Raw genomic sequence first — 15,583 nt, 5'->3', positions numbered from 1 at the left:
CCTCCCCCGCCGCATCAGGACGACTCCTCCGGCGGCTTGATGTGGCGGAACGAGAACAGCAGCGCGAGGTCGTAACCGATCTTCAGCGCGCCGCAGACCACCAGCGGCAGGCCGGAGAATGCCGTCATCAGCAGCGCGCCTGAGATCGCCGGACTGATGGCGGACGCAAGGCTGCGCGGCACCGCGGTGACGCTGGCGGCGGCGGGCCGCTCTGCAGGTGTCACGACGGCCATCACATAGGAGGTGCGGGTCGGTACGTCCATTTGCGACAAAGCCGAGCGCAGCAACAGTAGCCCCAGCGCCAGGTAAAGGTTCGGCGAGAACGCCGCCAGGATCAGGAACACGCTGGAGGGGATGTGCGTAAACACCATGGTGTTGACGAGGCCGATGCGCCGGGCGAGCCAGGCGGCGACCGGATAGGAGAAGGCGCTCAGCGTGCTCGACCAGAAGAAGAACAATCCCGCCGCGGACAGTGAAAGATCGAAGCGCTCGAACAGCCACAGCACCAGCAACGACTGCGCGACGAAACCGCCCGCGAACGCATCGATGCTGAACAGCGCGGCGAGCTTGTAGACGGTGCCGCGCGAGGGCCCGAGCGGCGTCTGCGGCGCCCTCTCCTCGCCGCGCGTGTGCGGGACACGACGATAGAGCGCGGCGCAGAGAATACCGAGCGCGGCGTAGCCATAGAACATCAGGCGGAACGCGCCGAGCTGGGTGCTGCCGCCGGCGACGAGAAAATCGGGCAACGACGCCGCCAGCGATCCCGCCGCGGTGGCGAGCGCCCCGATCAGGCTGTAGCGGGCAAAGACCTGCGTGCGGCGCTCGTCGGTCGTGCTGTGCGCCAGCACCGTATGTTCGAGCGGCACCAGCACGCCGAGATCGCCGCCGGACGGATTGATGGTGCCGATAAAGGCGACCAGCACGATCAGGACGAAATGCTCGACGCCCGGGAACGCAATCCCGGTGGCCGCCATCAGGCCGGCGCCGAACATCAGTAGCGGACGCAGATCATGCCGGGGCGCGATCCAGCCGACGATCAAGGTCAGCAGCGCGGTTCCGAGCAGCGCGGCTGTGGCGACGATGCCGACCGCGATGGCATCATAACCCAGCAGCGTCATGTAGGCCGGCAGGATGATGATCGCAAAACCGTCGCCGAATCCGCGCAAGCCCCGCGCGAGATAGAGCAGGGTGATCAGCGAATTTGCCGACGAGACGTTCGATTCCGAGGGGATGCTGGCCATCGATCCATGCTTTCATGCGCAACTCGACACGTCGAGCGGTGCGCAGAGCTTGGACGGCGGACCGTCTGACGGGGAGCCTGCTTTGTCCCCGATGTGAAACAGGCTAGGTCGGAATCTGCACCGGCGCAAGGTTGCAAGGTTGACAGCGGAACCGGCAAGCGCTTAATTCGGCCCATGGGGACTCTGCGATCTCCCCACGAGGCGACATGCCCAAGTATCGCGCCCGTTTTCTCATAACGAGGGCGCAACCATGTCATCCTACACCACGATATCTCCAGATAAGCTTGCACGGTTGATCGGCACGGCAAACATGCCTGTCCTGATCGACGTCCGTACCGACGAGGACTTTGCCGCCGACCCCCGGCTAATTCCCGGCGCCGTCAGGCGCAGCCATCAAGACGCCGCCAGTTGGGGCGAGGAGTTCTCCGGCCGTCCCGCCATCGTGGCTTGCCTGCGCGGCCAAAAACTCGCGCAAGGCGCCGCCGCCTGGCTGCGGCATCTCGACGTGTCGGCCGAAACGCTCGAAGGCGGCTTTGAGGGCTGGAAGGCCGCCAAGCTGCCGCTGGTGCCGGCCGCAAAGCTGCCCGCGCGCGATGCGCGAGGCCGCACCGTCTGGGTCACCCGGGCGCGGCCGAAGATCGACCGCATCGCCTGCCCCTGGCTAGTTCGCAGATTTGTCGATCCAAACGCGGTGTTCCTGTTCGTCGCACCGTCCGAAGTCCTCGCGGTCGGCGAGCGCTTTAACGCAGCGCCGTTCGACGTCGAGAACGTGTTCTGGAGCCACCGCGGTGAACTCTGCACCTTCGATGTGATGGTCGAGGAATTTGGCCTGGCGACGCCGGCGTTGCTGCGGCTGGCAACCATGGTCCGCGCCGCCGATACCGGACGGCTCGACCTTTCGCCGGAAGCACCCGGGCTGCTGGCCGCCTCGCTCGGCCTGTCGCGAATGTTCGACGACGATCTCGAACAGCTGGAGGCAGGCATATTGCTGTATGATGCCTTCTATCGCTGGTGCCGCGATGCGACCGGCGAAACCCACAACTGGCCGACCAACAAGGCGAAGCCGTAATGGACGCGACCATCAACAAACCAGCCGAAGCCGGTGCCAACCGCGAATACGCACACGGCATCAGCTTCGGCGAAGCATTCCGGGTCTGGCTGCGGGTGGCGTGCTTGAGTTTCGGCGGGCCCGCCGGCCAGATCGCGGTGATGCACCGCATTCTGGTTGAGGAAAAGAACTGGATTTCGGAGAGCCGGTTTTTGCATGCGCTGAATTACTGCATGCTGCTGCCGGGGCCGGAGGCGCAGCAGCTCGCCACCTATATCGGCTGGCTGCTGCACCGGACCGCCGGCGGCATCATGGCCGGCGGCCTGTTCATCCTGCCGGGCGTCATCGCCATCATGGGGCTGAGCTATATCTACGCGGCCTACGGCAATGTCGGCTTCGTCGAGGCGGTGTTCTTCGGGCTGAAAGCGGCGGTGCTCGCCATCGTCGTGCAGGCGGTAGTTCGGGTCGGCAAACGCGCGTTGCGCAACAGGGTCATGATCGCGCTCGCCGGCATCGCCTTTGTCGCGATCTTCTTCTTCAACATCCCCTTCCCGATCATCATCATCGCCGCCGGGGTGATCGGCTATCTCGGCGCCCGCAGCGGCCGGTCGGAATTCGCCGCGGTCGAACATGGCGGCGGCGGCAAGAAGACAGCCGTTGTCGACAGCCTGCTCGGCGAGGAGTTGCCTGAGCATGTCCGCCCGAGTGTCGCCAAGGCGCTGAAAGTCAGTTCGGTCTGGTTGCTGCTATGGCTGGTGCCGGTGGCCGCGCTGCTGATCGCGTTCGGCCAGGACAATGTGTTCAGCCAGATCGCGTTGTTTTTCTCGAAGATGGCGATGGTGACGTTCGGCGGCGCCTATGCCGTGCTCGCCTATGTCGCCCAGCAGGCAGTCGAGCATTATCACTGGCTGCAGCCGCGCGAGATGCTGGACGGTCTCGGCATGGCCGAGACCACGCCGGGCCCGCTGATCATGGTGCTGCAGTTCGTCGGCTTCATGGCCGCCTTTCGCGATCCCGGCACGCTGTCGCCGATGATGGCGGCAACGCTCGGCGGATTGCTGGCAACCTGGGTCACCTTCACGCCCTGCTTCCTCTGGATATTCCTCGGCGCGCCGTTCATCGAGACCCTGCGCGGCAACAAGGGGCTAGCGGGCGCGCTAACCGCAATCACCGCCGCCGTGGTCGGCGTGATCCTCAACCTCTCGATCTGGTTCGCGTTGCATACGCTGTTCCGGCAGACGACGCCGGTTCGATCGTTCGGGCTGTCGTTCGACATGCCCGTGCTGTCGAGCATCGATATCGCCGCGTTCGTATTGGCGGCGGCCGCCGCCACCGCAATCTTCCGCCTCAATATCGGCATGCTCTGGGTGCTGGCGGGGTCCTGCGCGGCCGGCGTGGCGCTGCGGCTGACGGGGATGATTTGAGCGGCGGCGCTGCCGCCTACACTTTCTCCGCCGGCGCCAGCTTGCAGACCGCGCCGCTGGACTCGATCTGCAGCGTGGCGTGGTGAATGTTGAACCGGTGCAACAGCTCTTCGCTAACCCGATGCAGGAAGGCGTCGTCGCTGCCGTCAGGCCGCACCAGATGCGCCGTCAGCGCGGTCTCGTTGGTGCTCATGGCCCAGACGTGGAGGTCATGCACTTCCGAGACGCCATCGAGGGTACCGAGATAGTCCCTGACCTTTGCCAGCTCGATGCCGCGCGGCACGCCGTCGAGGGCGAGATTGACGCTGTCGCGCGCCAGGCCCCACCCGCTCACGAGCACCACGGCGGCGATGACGAGGCTGATCGCGGGATCGACCCACAGCCATCCCGTGAACATGATCACCAGGGCCGCGATCACCACGCCAAATGACACGCCAGCATCGGCGGCCATGTGCAGATAGGCGCCGCGAACATTGAGGTCGCCATGGCGGCCGCGGATGAACAACAAAGCCGTGCCGCCATTGATGGCGATGCCGAGTGCCGCGACCGCCACGACGGTCCAGCCGGCCACCGGCGCGGGGGCCGAGAGGCGATTGATCGCCTCGACGATGATGCCGCCGACCGCGACCAGCAGAAGGCCGGCATTGAACAGCGCCGCGAGGATCGAGGCCCGCCGGTAGCCATAGGTATGCCGCTGGGTCGGTTGCTTCTGCGCGAGCCACGCCCCGCCCCAGGCCAGCAGCAGCGCGATCACGTCGGATAGATTGTGAACGGCGTCCGAAATCAGCGCCAGCGAATTGGCGGCATAGCCGAAGATCAGCTCGGCGGCGACAAACGCCGCATTGAGCGATGCGCCGATGGCAAATGCCCATCCGAAACTGTCGGGCGCATGGCTGTGCCCGGCGTGGTCATGTGCGTGGGAGTCGTCGTGGTGGTGGTGGTGGTGGTGGTGGTGAGCCTGCGCCATGGCGCGGATATATAGCGCACGGAAATCCGAATACTATCACAGCAATTGATCGTCGTCCCGGCCTAGTGCGCAATTGCGCACTAGGCCGGGACGACGCCGCAGAAACCTACTCCACGCCCCGCAGGAACTTGTTCGACTTCGGCAGGCCGTGCGCAAGGCGGCCAGCGTCGGCGCGGTTGCCGCGCCAATCGGCCAGTTCTTTCCAGCTCATGCTTTGGTCGCGGCCGGCGGAATCTTTCCAGTTCAGCCCCGCCTTGGACTCGAATACCGCGACGTCGGAGAGTTTGGCGCTGGTGTATTTCTGCAGCCGTACGCCGCGGCCGCGCGCCATCTCCGGCACCTGGTCGAGCGGGAACAGCACCATCTTGTGGTTGGTGCCGATCACGGCGACGGTGTCGCCGGCCACGGTCGTGATCGCGCAGGCCTCGTTCGGCATTTCGACGTTGAGCACCTGCTTGCCCTTGCGGGTATTGCCGACGCAATCGTCCTCGTTGACGATAAAGCCCTGCCCTTCGAGGCTTGCGATCAGGAATTTGCGGCCGCCCTTGTTGACGAACAGCGACACGATCGCGGTTTCCGGCTCCATGTCGATGAACATGCGGATCGCCTCGCCATGGCCGCGGCCGCCCGGCAGCTTGGCGACGTCGAGCGAATAGAATTTTCCGTTGGTCGCGAACACCAAGAGCTTCGAGGTGGTCTCGGCAAAGAATGCGTGGTCGAGCTTGTCGTCGGTCTTGAAGGCGAGCCCGGAAATATCCTCGACATGGCCCTTGAGCGTGCGCACCCAGCCCTTTTCGGAGATCACCACCGTGCACGGCTCGCGCTCGACAAAGGCCTCCTCGATCGCGGCGAGATCGTGTTCGGGCGCATCCGCGAAGGTGGTGCGGCGCTTGCCAAGCGGGGTCTTCGGACCAAACATGTCGCGGACCTTGCGCACCTGGTCGCCGACCTTGGACCATTGCTCGACCTCGGAGCCGAGCAGCGACTTGATGCCCTTCAATTCGGCCCGAAGGTTCTTGTCCTCGGTGCGGATCTCGAATTCCTCGAGCTTGCGCAAACGGCGCAGCCGCATGTCGAGGATGGCGTCGGCCTGGACCTCGGTCAGCTTGAAGGCCTTCATCAACTCCGGCTTCGGTTCATCCTCGGTGCGGATGATCTTGATCACCTTGTCGATGTTCAGATAGGCGATCAGGTAGCCGCCGAGCACTTCCAGCCGGTTCTCAATCTGGGTCTTGCGGTAATTCGAACGGCGCAGCAGCACGTCGCGCAGATGGTCGAGCCATTCGCGCAGGCATTCCGCAAGGCCAACCACTTTCGGGATCTTGCCCTTGATCAGCACGTTGAGGTTCAGCGAAATCTTGCTTTCGAGCTCGGTCAGCCGGAACAGCGATTCCATCATCAGCGCGGGATCAACGGCGCGAGATTTCGGCTCGATCACGAGCCGGACGTCTTCGGCGGACTCGTCCCTGACGTCGCCGACCAGCGGCAGCTTCTTCTCGTTGAGCAGTTCGGCGATCTTCTCCACCAGGCGGGATTTCTGCACCAGCCACGGGATCTCGGTGATCACAACGACCCAGGTGCCGCGCGCGCCCTCTTCCTGGGTCCATCGCGCGCGGGTGCGGAACGAGCCGCGCCCGGTCATATAGGCTTCGGCGATCGCTTCCTTGGAATCGACGACGATGCCGCCGGTCGGGAAATCCGGCCCCTTGACCCATTTCAGCAGCGACTTCGATTTGGCATCCGGCTTGTCGATCAGATGCAGCGCCGCGTCGCACAGCTCGGCGGCGTTGTGCGGCGGAATCGAGGTGGCCATGCCGACCGCGATGCCCTGAGAGCCGTTGGCGAGCAGGTTCGGGAAGCCGCCCGGCATCACCACCGGCTCTTTGGTCTGGCCGTCGTAATTGGGACGGAACTCGACGCCGTCCTCGTCAATGCCCTCCAGCAGCAGCTGCGCCACCGCGGTCATGCGCGCTTCGGTGTAACGATAGGCTGCCGGATTATCGCCGTCGATATTGCCGAAATTGCCCTGGCCGTCGACCAGCGGGTAGCGCGAGGAGAAATCCTGCGCCAGCCGCACCATGGCGTCATAGATCGCCTGGTCGCCATGCGGATGGAACGAGCCCATCACGTCGCCGACGATCTTGGCGGATTTCTTGAACGCCGTGCCGGGGTCGAGCCGCAGCAGCCGCATGCCGTAAAGGATGCGCCGATGCACCGGCTTCAGACCGTCGCGGCCGTCCGGCAGCGCGCGATGCATGATGGTCGAAAGCGCATAGGTGAGATAGCGCTCTTCCAGCGCATCCCGCAGCATGACTTCATGGATTTCGGCCGGCTCTTCCGGCGGTAACGTTCGTTTTCCCATGGGGACGGGTTAAACTTTTGGGCTGACTCGGGCAAGCCGCGAATCGGGGCTACACCATCTTGGCGTCGTCCCGGCGAAGGCTCAGATGCGCAATTGCGCATCGGGGGACCCATAACCACAGGTGTTTTTGAAGGAAATCGACTGGAGCCACGGCTCTTATCGATAAGCCGCGGCGTATGGGTCCCGGCTCAAGGCCGGGACGACGGGCCCTGCCTTCAGACCGTGGAACTGATTCGCGCCCGGTATTTGGTCACCGCGTTGATGAATCCATCGCGGGCGTCGGAATGGCCCTGCCCGCGCGGCTCCAGCACGTGGCGGAGCAGGAACATGCCGGTGAGCCGAAAGCCGTCCTGCAGGTCCTGGTCCGACCAGCCATTCGTCCCGCCCTCGCCCTCTCGCAAGAAAGCCGGCAGCGGCAGCAGCCGGTCGCGGTAGGGCTCGCCGGCGCGCCGTGACACCGCGCCGCCGGATTTCGGCGACACGTAGATCAATTCCGTGGTCTCGCCGGTCGCGGCGCAGTTTTCCAGGTCGAGGCCGAAGCCGAGTTCGGCCAGCATCGCCAGCTCAAACCGGATCAGATGCGCCGCGGCGCCGCCGACATCGTCGAAATCGTCCAGCGTGCGCTCGAACATCTCGTAGATGTCCTCGTGCGGGTCGCGCTCCGGCAACAGCCGCACCAGCGAGGCCAGATGGGTGACGCCATAGGTGGCGTGCGCCGACGCCAGCAAGGTCGCCGCGCGCAGCCGCGTGCCCTCGATGGCGTAATATCCGAGATGCTCGTCGAGCCGCGCCCGCCACACCGTGGTGACGCTGTTGCCGGGCTGCAGCAACGGCCGCATCCTTTTCCCCGCGCCGCCGCGCACCAGGCCAAGGTGCCGGCCATGGCTGCGCGTCAAGAGCTCGACAATGGCGGAAGATTCGCCATGCCGCCGCACCCCCAGCACGATGCCTTCGTCGGTCCATTCCATGGGTGGGAGTTTATCACGTAGGGTGGGCAAAGCGTAGCGTGCCCACCACGATCAACAAAGCCGTGCGCGCGAGATTGGTGGGCACGGCGCAAGTGCGCCTTTGCCCACCCTACGCAGTGTCGCGGTTACGCGTTGAACCAGCCGACGGCATCGCCGGTGAAGGAAAAATACAACCCCGCCGTCGTCAGCGCGCAGGACACCACCTCGATGGCGCTGTCGAGTTGCAGGCCGTTCGCACCGATCACCTGCGCCAGCGAGATCACCGACAGCACCAGCGCCGCGGCCAGCACCCAGCGCGGCCAGTTCTTGCGCTCCCGCGCCGCGAGCCGGACGAAATTGACCAGCAGCAGGATCAGGCCGGCCGCCATCAGGGTCGCGACCATGATCATCTGTTCGGTCATGTCGCCTTTCGGCGTGCGGTCCTGGAAAGCGACCGACACCGCATCCAGCGTCAGCGACATATACAGCAGCACTTCAAACCAAACTACGTTCCTGGGCAGGGTCATCGAAGACGCCGATCATCGCTGATGTTTCTTGATTATTCTTTGGGGAAATCAATTCCCATTTCGCGGTAGCGCTCCGGGTCGTCGCCCCAGTTCTCGCGCACCTTGACGAACAGGAACAGATGCACGGGCTGGCCCAGTATCTCGGCGATCTCTTTCCGCGAATCCGCGCCGATCGACTTGATGGTGGCGCCGCCCTTGCCGAGGACGATCTTGCGCTGGCTCTCCCGCTCGACAAAGATGGTCTGCTCGATGCGGACCGATTTGTCCTTGCGTTCGGTCCAGCTGTCGGTCTCGACGGTGGACTGATACGGCAGCTCCTGGTGCAGCTGGCGGTAGATCTTCTCCCGCGTGATCTCGGCCGCCAGATGCCGCATCGGCGCATCCGACATCTGGTCTTCGGGATAGTGAAACGGGCCAGCCGGCACCATTCTGGCGAGTTCGGCGCGCAGATCGTCGACGCCGTCGCCCGACAGCGCCGAGATCATGAAGGTGTGTTCGAATTTCATGCGGTCATTGGCGGCCTGCGCCAGCGCCAGCAATTTCTCGCGCGGGATCAAATCGATCTTGTTGAGCACCAGGATTTTCGGATGCTGCACGCTCGCAAGCCTGCTCAGGATCGCGTCCGCCTCCTCGTCGATGCCGGCTTTGGCATCGAGCAACACGCAGACCAGATCGGCGTCATGCGCCCCGCTCCAGGCGGTCGATACCATGGCGCGGTCGAGCCGCCGTTTCGGCGCGAAGATGCCGGGCGTATCGACCAGGATAATCTGCGCGTTGTTCTCGATCACGATACCGCGGATCAGCGCCCGCGTGGTCTGCACCTTGCGGGACACGATCGTGACCTTGGAGCCGACCAACGCGTTGACCAGGGTCGACTTGCCGACATTGGGCGCGCCGATCAGCGCGACGAAGCCGCAAGCGGTCTGGGCAGGAGATTCAGCTGTCATTGCCACCACCGCCGCCGACGCCCTCGCGCTCGATCATCACCGAGGCCGCAACCTTCTCGGCCGCGCGCTTGCTGCCGCCGACGCCTTCGGCCAGCGCCAGTCCCGGCAGTTCCACGGACACGCGGAACTGCGGATCGTGATGCGGCCCGGTGCGCTCGACCTCGCGATAGACCGGCGTCGGCATTCCTTTGCTCTGCGCCCATTCCTGCAATACCGTCTTGGGATCGCGCAGCGGCCGGCGCGGCTTGCGCATCCGCTCGGTCCAGTTGCGTTCGACGAATTGGGCGGCGGCACCGTAGCCGCCGTCGAGAAAGATCGCCCCGATCACGGCTTCGCAGATGTCGCCGAGCACGGATTTGCGCAAACGGGCGCTGGCGCTGGCGCCGACCTGGCCGAGCTTGATGTCGTCGACCAGCCCGAGCGATTTGGCGACGTCGGCGCAGCTTTCCTTGCGCACGAGATCGGCGAGGCGTTTTGACAGCTCGCCCTCGTCGGCGTTCGGAAAGGCGCGATACAGCATGTCGGAGACAATCAGTCCCAGCACATGATCGCCGAGAAATTCGAGGCGCTGATAGCTTTCGGTGCGATTGCGCGCGGGTTTTAGCGCGGACACATGCGTGAACGCTGATGTCAGGAGGTTGGGATCGCCGAACTTGTGGCCGATACGCGCTTCGAGCGCGGCAGCCGCGGCCTTCGCCGATTCCTTGGCCGAGCCTCTGCCGCGCTTCTTCTTGGCCGCAGGTTCGCCACCGGCATCAGGCTGCGGGCTCTCGCCCGGTGTCGGGGTATCCCTGATGACGGGCGTTTCGTCGTTCATCGCACGATTGAAAAAATGCGATTCCAGCGCACCGCGGTCGGCCAGCGCCAGAACATCCAAGCATGTTCGCCCTCGGCAATGGAGAAGAAGATCATTTGCGCCCGGCCGACGATGTTTTCGAACGGCACATAGCCTACCGCCGACAGCACGCGGCTGTCGGTCGAATTGTCCCGGTTGTCGCCCATCATGAAGAAATGGCCGGCCGGCACGGTATAGATGGTGGTGTTGTCGTAGAAGCCGTTGTCGACGCAATCGAGCGACTCATAGGAGACGCCGTTCGGCAGGGTTTCCTTCCAGCGCTTGACGCGCGCGGTGGCGTCGGAGCCGCACGGGTCCTCACCGATGAAATCGCTCAGGCGCTCGCGCTTGATCGGGGCGTCGTTGATGTAGAGCAGTCCTTCGCGCATCTGGATGCGGTCGCCCGGCAGGCCGATCACGCGCTTGATGTAATCGGTGGAATCGTCCTTCGGCAGGCGGAACACGACGATATCGCCGCGCGACGGCTCCGAGCCGAAAATGCGGCCCGAGAACAATGGCGGCGACAGCGGGATCGAGTAGTGGCTATAGCCGTACGAATATTTCGAGACGAACAAATAGTCGCCGACCAGCAGCGTCGCCTTCATCGATCCCGAGGGAATGTTGAACGGCTGGAACAGGAAGGTTCGGATCACGAGCGCGATCAGGAGGGCGTGGATGACGACACGGATGGTTTCGCCCAAGCCGCTTTCAGTTTTTGTCCCGGATGTCACGCTCATCGCTTTCCCAATTCCCGCAAGGCTGCTTCAAGCAAGGCAAGTACTAAACAGAGGCTTGGCCTGCACGGTGGCAGAACGTTTTCCTCACGCGAATCGAACAGTTCCGTTCGCGTCAAGAAAATGGTCTTCGATACTGATGTTGAAGGCAAATTCCGGCGCAAAACCCGAATTCGCCCTGGCTCGGTAGTGTCGCTGCGGCGTTTTAGACGGTTGTTCGCGGCCGTGCAATCAAGCGCCTCGGTAAAACTTCGTAATACATTGATAAATCAATGTTTTTTAGTTTTACGTCGGTCCCCCGGCGCGAACAGCCGCCTGCCCTATGATTTGCCCGGAACGACCGCCGAAATTATGACGAAGGCCTGCGCCAGCGGCCAGTCGTCGGTGATGGAAAGGTCGATCCGGGCCTCGAACCCTTCCGGCGTCAGTTTCTCGAGCCGGGCCAGCGCCCCGCCGGTCAGCTTCATGGTGGGACGGCCGCCCGGCAGGTTCACCACCCCCATATCCCGCCACCAGACGCCCTGACGGATGCCGGTGCCGAGGGCCTTGGAACAGGCCTCCTTGGCCGCGAATCTCTTGGCATAGGTCGCGATCACCATCTTCTCGTTGTTGGCGCGGCGCGCGGCCTTGGCGCGCTCGGCATCGGTGAAGATGCGCTCGAGGAAGCGCTCGCCATGGCGTTCGATCACCTTGGCAACCCGCGTGATATCGATCAGGTCGGAGCCGATGCCGATGATCATGTCGAAGCCACGCTGCGCTGCCGCCCGCGGTCCATCGCCGCGCGCATGCTGCGGACGGTTTCGCCGAGGCCGACGAACAGCGCCTCCCCCATCATGAAGTAGCCGATGTTCAGTTCGGCGATCTCGGGCAGCGCGGCGATGGTCTCGGCCGTGTCATAGTCGAGGCCGTGGCCGGCATGAACCTCAAGCCCCGCGGCGCGCGCCAGCCGCGCGCCCGCGACGATGCGCTGCCATTCCGCCTCGGCCTTGGCGGCATGGCCATCCACCACGGCGTCGCACCAGCCGCCGGTATGGATTTCGATCACCGGCGCCCGGAGGCGCGCGGCCATCTCGATCTGAGCCGGATCGGCGGCGATGAACAGCGACACCCGGATGCCGGCATCGTTCAGGCGCGCGATGAACGGCGCCAGCGCATTGTGCTGGCCGACCACGTCAAGCCCGCCTTCGGTGGTGAGCTCTTCGCGGCGCTCGGGAACCAGGCAGACCGCGTGCGGCCTGGTCGCCAGTGAAATCCGCAGCATGTCCTCGGTCGCCGCCATCTCGAAATTCAGCGGTTTTGAGATTTCGGCCTTGAGGCGCGTCATGTCGGTGTCGCGGATATGGCGGCGGTCTTCGCGCAGATGCGCGGTGATGCCGTCGGCGCCCGCCTCGATCGCGGTCAGCGCGGCGCGCACCGGATCCGGCCGCGCGCCGCCCCGTGCATTGCGCAAGGTAGCGACGTGATCGACATTGACCCCGAGGCGCAGCGGAAGAGCTTTCGGCATTTCACTCTCTTGGAATCCTGGCGGGTGACGTTACCCATTAACACGCTCGACCCGTGCGACGACGGCCTTGGCGCGCAACTGGGCGATAATAGCGCTGAGATGCTTCAGGTCATAGACCTCGAGATCGATGGTCAGCTCGGTGAAATCGGGGGAGCGGCGCGACATGCTGATATTGTCGATATTGCCGTCATGCTCGGCGATCACGGTGGCGACCTGGGCAAGGCTGCCGGGCTCGTTGACGTTGTGCACGAGAATCCGCGCCGGAAAACGTTGCGGCATGGTCTCGTCGACGTCCCAGCGCACGTCGAGCCAGCGCTCCGGCTCTTCCTCGAAATCCTTCAGCGCCGGCGACTGGATCGGATAGATCGTGATCCCCTCACCCGGTGAAACGATGCCGACAATGCGGTCGCCCGGCACCGCGCCGCCGTTCGGGGCGAACTTGACCGGCAGGTCGGAATTGAGGCCGCGCACCGGGATCACCGACGCGCTGCGTGCCGGATGTGGCGGCGATTTCAGCTTCAGCTTGTCCGCGAGGCTTCGCTTGGCCCCGTAACGCACCATCCGCTCTTCCTTGTAGTCCGGATACATCGCCCGCGCGACGTCGGACGCCTTCAGTTCGCCGCGCCCGACGGAGGCCATCACGTCTTCGATCGAGGCGCGCGCCAGCCGGGGCAGCGCGCCCTTCAGCTTGTCATCGGCGTATTCGATCTTGGCGCGGGCAAACAGGCGGTCGACGATACGGCGGCCAAGTCCGGCATATTGATCGCGCACGGCGGTCCGGGTGGCGCGGCGGATCGCCGCCCGCGCCTTGCCGGTGACCGCAAGCGACTCCCAGGCCGATGGCGGCGCCGCCTGTGCCTTCGAGGTCAACACCTCGACCTCGTCGCCGTTCTGCAATTCCGACGACAATGGCGCGAATTTGCCGTTGATCTTGCAGCCGACCGCGCTGTTGCCGACGTCGGTATGCACGGCATAGGCGAAGTCGATCACGTTGGCCTGGCGCGGCAGCGCGATCAGCTTGCCCTTCGGGGTGAAACAGAACACCTGGTCGTGGAACAGTTCGAGCTTGGTGTGTTCCAGGAACTCTTCGGGATTGGCGCTTTCGGACAGAATGCCGACGGTGTGGCGTAGCCAGGCAAAGGCGTTGGACTCGTGCTTGAGCCGCTCGGTCGGCGAGCCCTCCCCCTCCTTGTAGAACGCATGCGCCGCGATGCCGAATTCGGCGATCTGGTTCATCTCCTCGGTGCGGATCTGCAGTTCGACGCGCTGCTGGCCGGGACCGATCACGGTGGTGTGGAGCGAACGATAGTCGTTCTGTTTCGGCGTCGAGATGTAGTCCTTGAAGCGCCCCGGCACCACCGGCCAGGTGGTGTGGACGACGCCGAGCGCGCGATAGCAGGATTCGACGTCGGCCATCACGACGCGGAAACCGTAGATGTCGGACAATTGTTCGAAGCCGACGGACTTGCGCTCCATCTTGGTCCAGATCGAAAACGGCTGCTTGCGGCGGCCATAGACCCGCGCGGTGATGCCGTTCTTCTGCAAATTCTTCGACAGCTGGCTTTCGATTTCGCCGATCAGATTGCGGTTACGCTCGGCCAGTGCGTCGAGCCGCTGCATCACCACCGCATAGGCTTCGGGATCGAGCGTGTGGAACGACAGGTCCTCGAGCTCTTCGCGCATCTCCTGCATGCCCATGCGGCCGGCGAGCGGCGCATAGATGTCGAGCGTCTCCTCGGCGATCCTGCGGCGCGAGGCGTGCGGCACGAATTCCAGGGTCCGCATGTTGTGCAGGCGGTCGGCGAGCTTGATCAGCAGCACGCGGACGTCGTCGGCGATCGCCAGCAGCAGCTTGCGCAGGTTCTCGGCCTGCTTGGCCTCGCGCGAAACCAGCTCCAGCCGCTTCAGTTTGGTGAGGCCCTCCACCAGCGCGCCGATCTCGTGGCCGAACACGTTGTCGATCTCGGCGCGCGTCGCCTCGGTGTCCTCGATGGTGTCGTGCAGCAGCGCCGCGACGATGGTGGCATCATCGAGCTTGAGGCCGGTGAGGATCGCCGCGACCTCGAGCGGATGCGAGAAATAAGGATCGCCCGATGCGCGGGTCTGGGTGCCGTGCGCCTTCATGGCGTAGACATAGGCGCGATTGAGCAGGTCTTCGTCGGTGTCCGGATTGTACGAGCGGACGCGCTCGACCAGATCGTATTGCCGCATCATGCGCGAGCGGGGGGATTTGGGCCGCTCCACCGCGGGCAAGGCCGGCGCCACCGCGACCGAATCGGTCGCAGCCTGCATTTGCCGGGATATGCGGCGCCAGAACGCCATCGAATCACTGCCTCATCCGCGCGCCGAGCTCGGCCCGCTGCAAGAATGCCTCAAGAACACTAATGCGATTTCGAGCGAAGCTGCACCCCGTTGGGGGTCCGCAAGCGATCAATTTCGCATGGCTTGGAACGATTGTGATGCCGAACCCGGGTCAAGCTGCGGCCAACCCGGTTCAGGCGATCTCGCACCCATCCGCCAAGCACGCATCGTACCTGAAAAAATGTCAACAAAAGCAAAGGCCCGGACAAATGTCCGGGCCTCTGTCAGATCAGGGTGTTCGGGACGTCCCGTTGCCGGGTCTATTCGTCCTCTTCGGGCTGCTCTTCCGGCGGCGCCAGGCCCTCAAGGCCCTTCAGGAGCTCTTCCTCGGTCATGCGCTCGACCGCGACCTCGGTGTCGTCGGCATCGACGCTGGCGCCGGCCGAGCCGATCAAGGGCACGGTATCGGGCTCAGGCTCATCGACTTCGACGAATTTCTGCAGGGAATGAACCAGTTCCTCGCGCAGGTCTTCCGGGGAGATCGAGGAGTCGGCGATTTCCCGCAGCGAAACGACCGGATTCTTGTCGTTGTCGCGGTCAACTGTGAGTTGTGATCCGGACGAGATCATACGGGCGCGATGTGCTGCCAGCAGGACCAGGTCGAACCGGTTGTCGACCTTATCAATGCAATCTTCCACGGTGACGCGCGCCATAGACTGTCGCTCCGTTAAATGGGGCCCAATATG

General features: G+C 64.2%; 14 protein-coding genes. 2 read left to right on the top strand and 12 right to left on the bottom strand.

Going from position 1 to position 15,583, the window contains the following annotated elements:
* Window positions 1–14: 14 nt before the first annotated feature.
* Window positions 15–1,241 carry an MFS transporter gene (locus tag JQ574_RS25515; protein WP_212208207.1) on the bottom strand — a complete coding sequence of 409 codons (1,227 nt, stop codon included), beginning with the start codon at window positions 1,239–1,241 and terminating at the stop codon, window positions 15–17.
* Between the two features lie 250 nt (window positions 1,242–1,491).
* Between JQ574_RS25515 and JQ574_RS25510 the strand changes: the two genes are divergently transcribed.
* Both JQ574_RS25510 and chrA read left to right on the top strand, forming a co-directional pair.
* Window positions 1,492–2,310, top strand: coding sequence for a chromate resistance protein ChrB domain-containing protein (locus JQ574_RS25510; protein ID WP_212208208.1), 819 nt, complete (start codon window positions 1,492–1,494; stop codon window positions 2,308–2,310).
* Window positions 2,310–3,713 (top strand): chromate efflux transporter, encoded by a 1,404-nt coding sequence (chrA, locus tag JQ574_RS25505; protein WP_212208209.1) that lies wholly within the window; start codon window positions 2,310–2,312, stop codon window positions 3,711–3,713. The genes JQ574_RS25510 and chrA overlap by 1 nt, the downstream gene beginning before the upstream one ends.
* A 16-nt stretch (window positions 3,714–3,729) precedes the next feature.
* On the opposite strand, the gene JQ574_RS25500 is transcribed toward chrA, so the two are convergent.
* The 11 genes from JQ574_RS25500 to rpoZ all read right to left on the bottom strand — a co-directional run bounded on the left by JQ574_RS25500 (window position 3,730) and on the right by rpoZ (window position 15,550).
* Window positions 3,730–4,680: a cation diffusion facilitator family transporter gene (locus tag JQ574_RS25500; RefSeq protein ID WP_212208210.1), complete on the bottom strand. Its 951-nt coding sequence runs from the start codon at window positions 4,678–4,680 to the stop codon at window positions 3,730–3,732.
* Between the two features lie 106 nt (window positions 4,681–4,786).
* Window positions 4,787–7,042: a DNA topoisomerase IV subunit A gene (gene parC, locus JQ574_RS25495; RefSeq protein WP_212208211.1), complete on the bottom strand. Its 2,256-nt coding sequence runs from the start codon at window positions 7,040–7,042 to the stop codon at window positions 4,787–4,789.
* 215 nt (window positions 7,043–7,257) lie between these two features.
* Window positions 7,258–8,010 (bottom strand): DNA repair protein RecO, encoded by a 753-nt coding sequence (gene recO / locus JQ574_RS25490; protein WP_212208212.1) that lies wholly within the window; start codon window positions 8,008–8,010, stop codon window positions 7,258–7,260.
* Window positions 8,011–8,135: 125 nt separating this feature from the next.
* Window positions 8,136–8,516, bottom strand: a complete 381-nt coding sequence (locus JQ574_RS25485; protein ID WP_212208213.1) for a hypothetical protein — start codon at window positions 8,514–8,516, stop codon at window positions 8,136–8,138.
* A 32-nt stretch (window positions 8,517–8,548) separates the two neighbouring features.
* The gene (gene era / locus JQ574_RS25480; protein ID WP_212208214.1) at window positions 8,549–9,463 is read right to left on the bottom strand and encodes a GTPase Era; all 915 of its coding nucleotides are present in this window, start codon (window positions 9,461–9,463) and stop codon (window positions 8,549–8,551) included.
* On the bottom strand, window positions 9,453–10,280 hold the full coding sequence (gene rnc, locus JQ574_RS25475) for a ribonuclease III (protein ID WP_212208249.1): 828 nt from the start codon (window positions 10,278–10,280) through the stop codon (window positions 9,453–9,455). Before rnc ends, era begins: the two co-directional genes overlap by 11 nt.
* On the bottom strand, window positions 10,277–11,035 hold the full coding sequence (lepB, locus tag JQ574_RS25470; RefSeq protein ID WP_212038338.1) for a signal peptidase I: 759 nt from the start codon (window positions 11,033–11,035) through the stop codon (window positions 10,277–10,279). Before lepB ends, rnc begins: the two co-directional genes overlap by 4 nt.
* Before the next feature lie 317 nt (window positions 11,036–11,352).
* Window positions 11,353–11,772 carry a holo-ACP synthase gene (gene acpS, locus JQ574_RS25465; RefSeq protein ID WP_212208215.1) on the bottom strand — a complete coding sequence of 140 codons (420 nt, stop codon included), beginning with the start codon at window positions 11,770–11,772 and terminating at the stop codon, window positions 11,353–11,355.
* Window positions 11,769–12,536, bottom strand: coding sequence for a pyridoxine 5'-phosphate synthase (locus JQ574_RS25460; protein ID WP_212208216.1), 768 nt, complete (start codon window positions 12,534–12,536; stop codon window positions 11,769–11,771). Before JQ574_RS25460 ends, acpS begins: the two co-directional genes overlap by 4 nt.
* A 30-nt stretch (window positions 12,537–12,566) precedes the next feature.
* The gene (locus JQ574_RS25455; protein ID WP_212208217.1) at window positions 12,567–14,858 is read right to left on the bottom strand and encodes a bifunctional (p)ppGpp synthetase/guanosine-3',5'-bis(diphosphate) 3'-pyrophosphohydrolase; all 2,292 of its coding nucleotides are present in this window, start codon (window positions 14,856–14,858) and stop codon (window positions 12,567–12,569) included.
* A 299-nt stretch (window positions 14,859–15,157) separates the two neighbouring features.
* Window positions 15,158–15,550, bottom strand: a complete 393-nt coding sequence (rpoZ, locus tag JQ574_RS25450) for a DNA-directed RNA polymerase subunit omega (RefSeq protein ID WP_074276225.1) — start codon at window positions 15,548–15,550, stop codon at window positions 15,158–15,160.
* Window positions 15,551–15,583 lie beyond the last annotated feature (33 nt).

The sequence above is a fragment of the Bradyrhizobium sp. AUGA SZCCT0158 genome (assembly GCF_018130065.1).
GTDB lineage: Bacteria > Pseudomonadota > Alphaproteobacteria > Rhizobiales > Xanthobacteraceae > Bradyrhizobium.
Note: the sequence above shows the minus strand (reverse complement) of the source record. Positions and strands in the feature narration are given on the sequence as shown.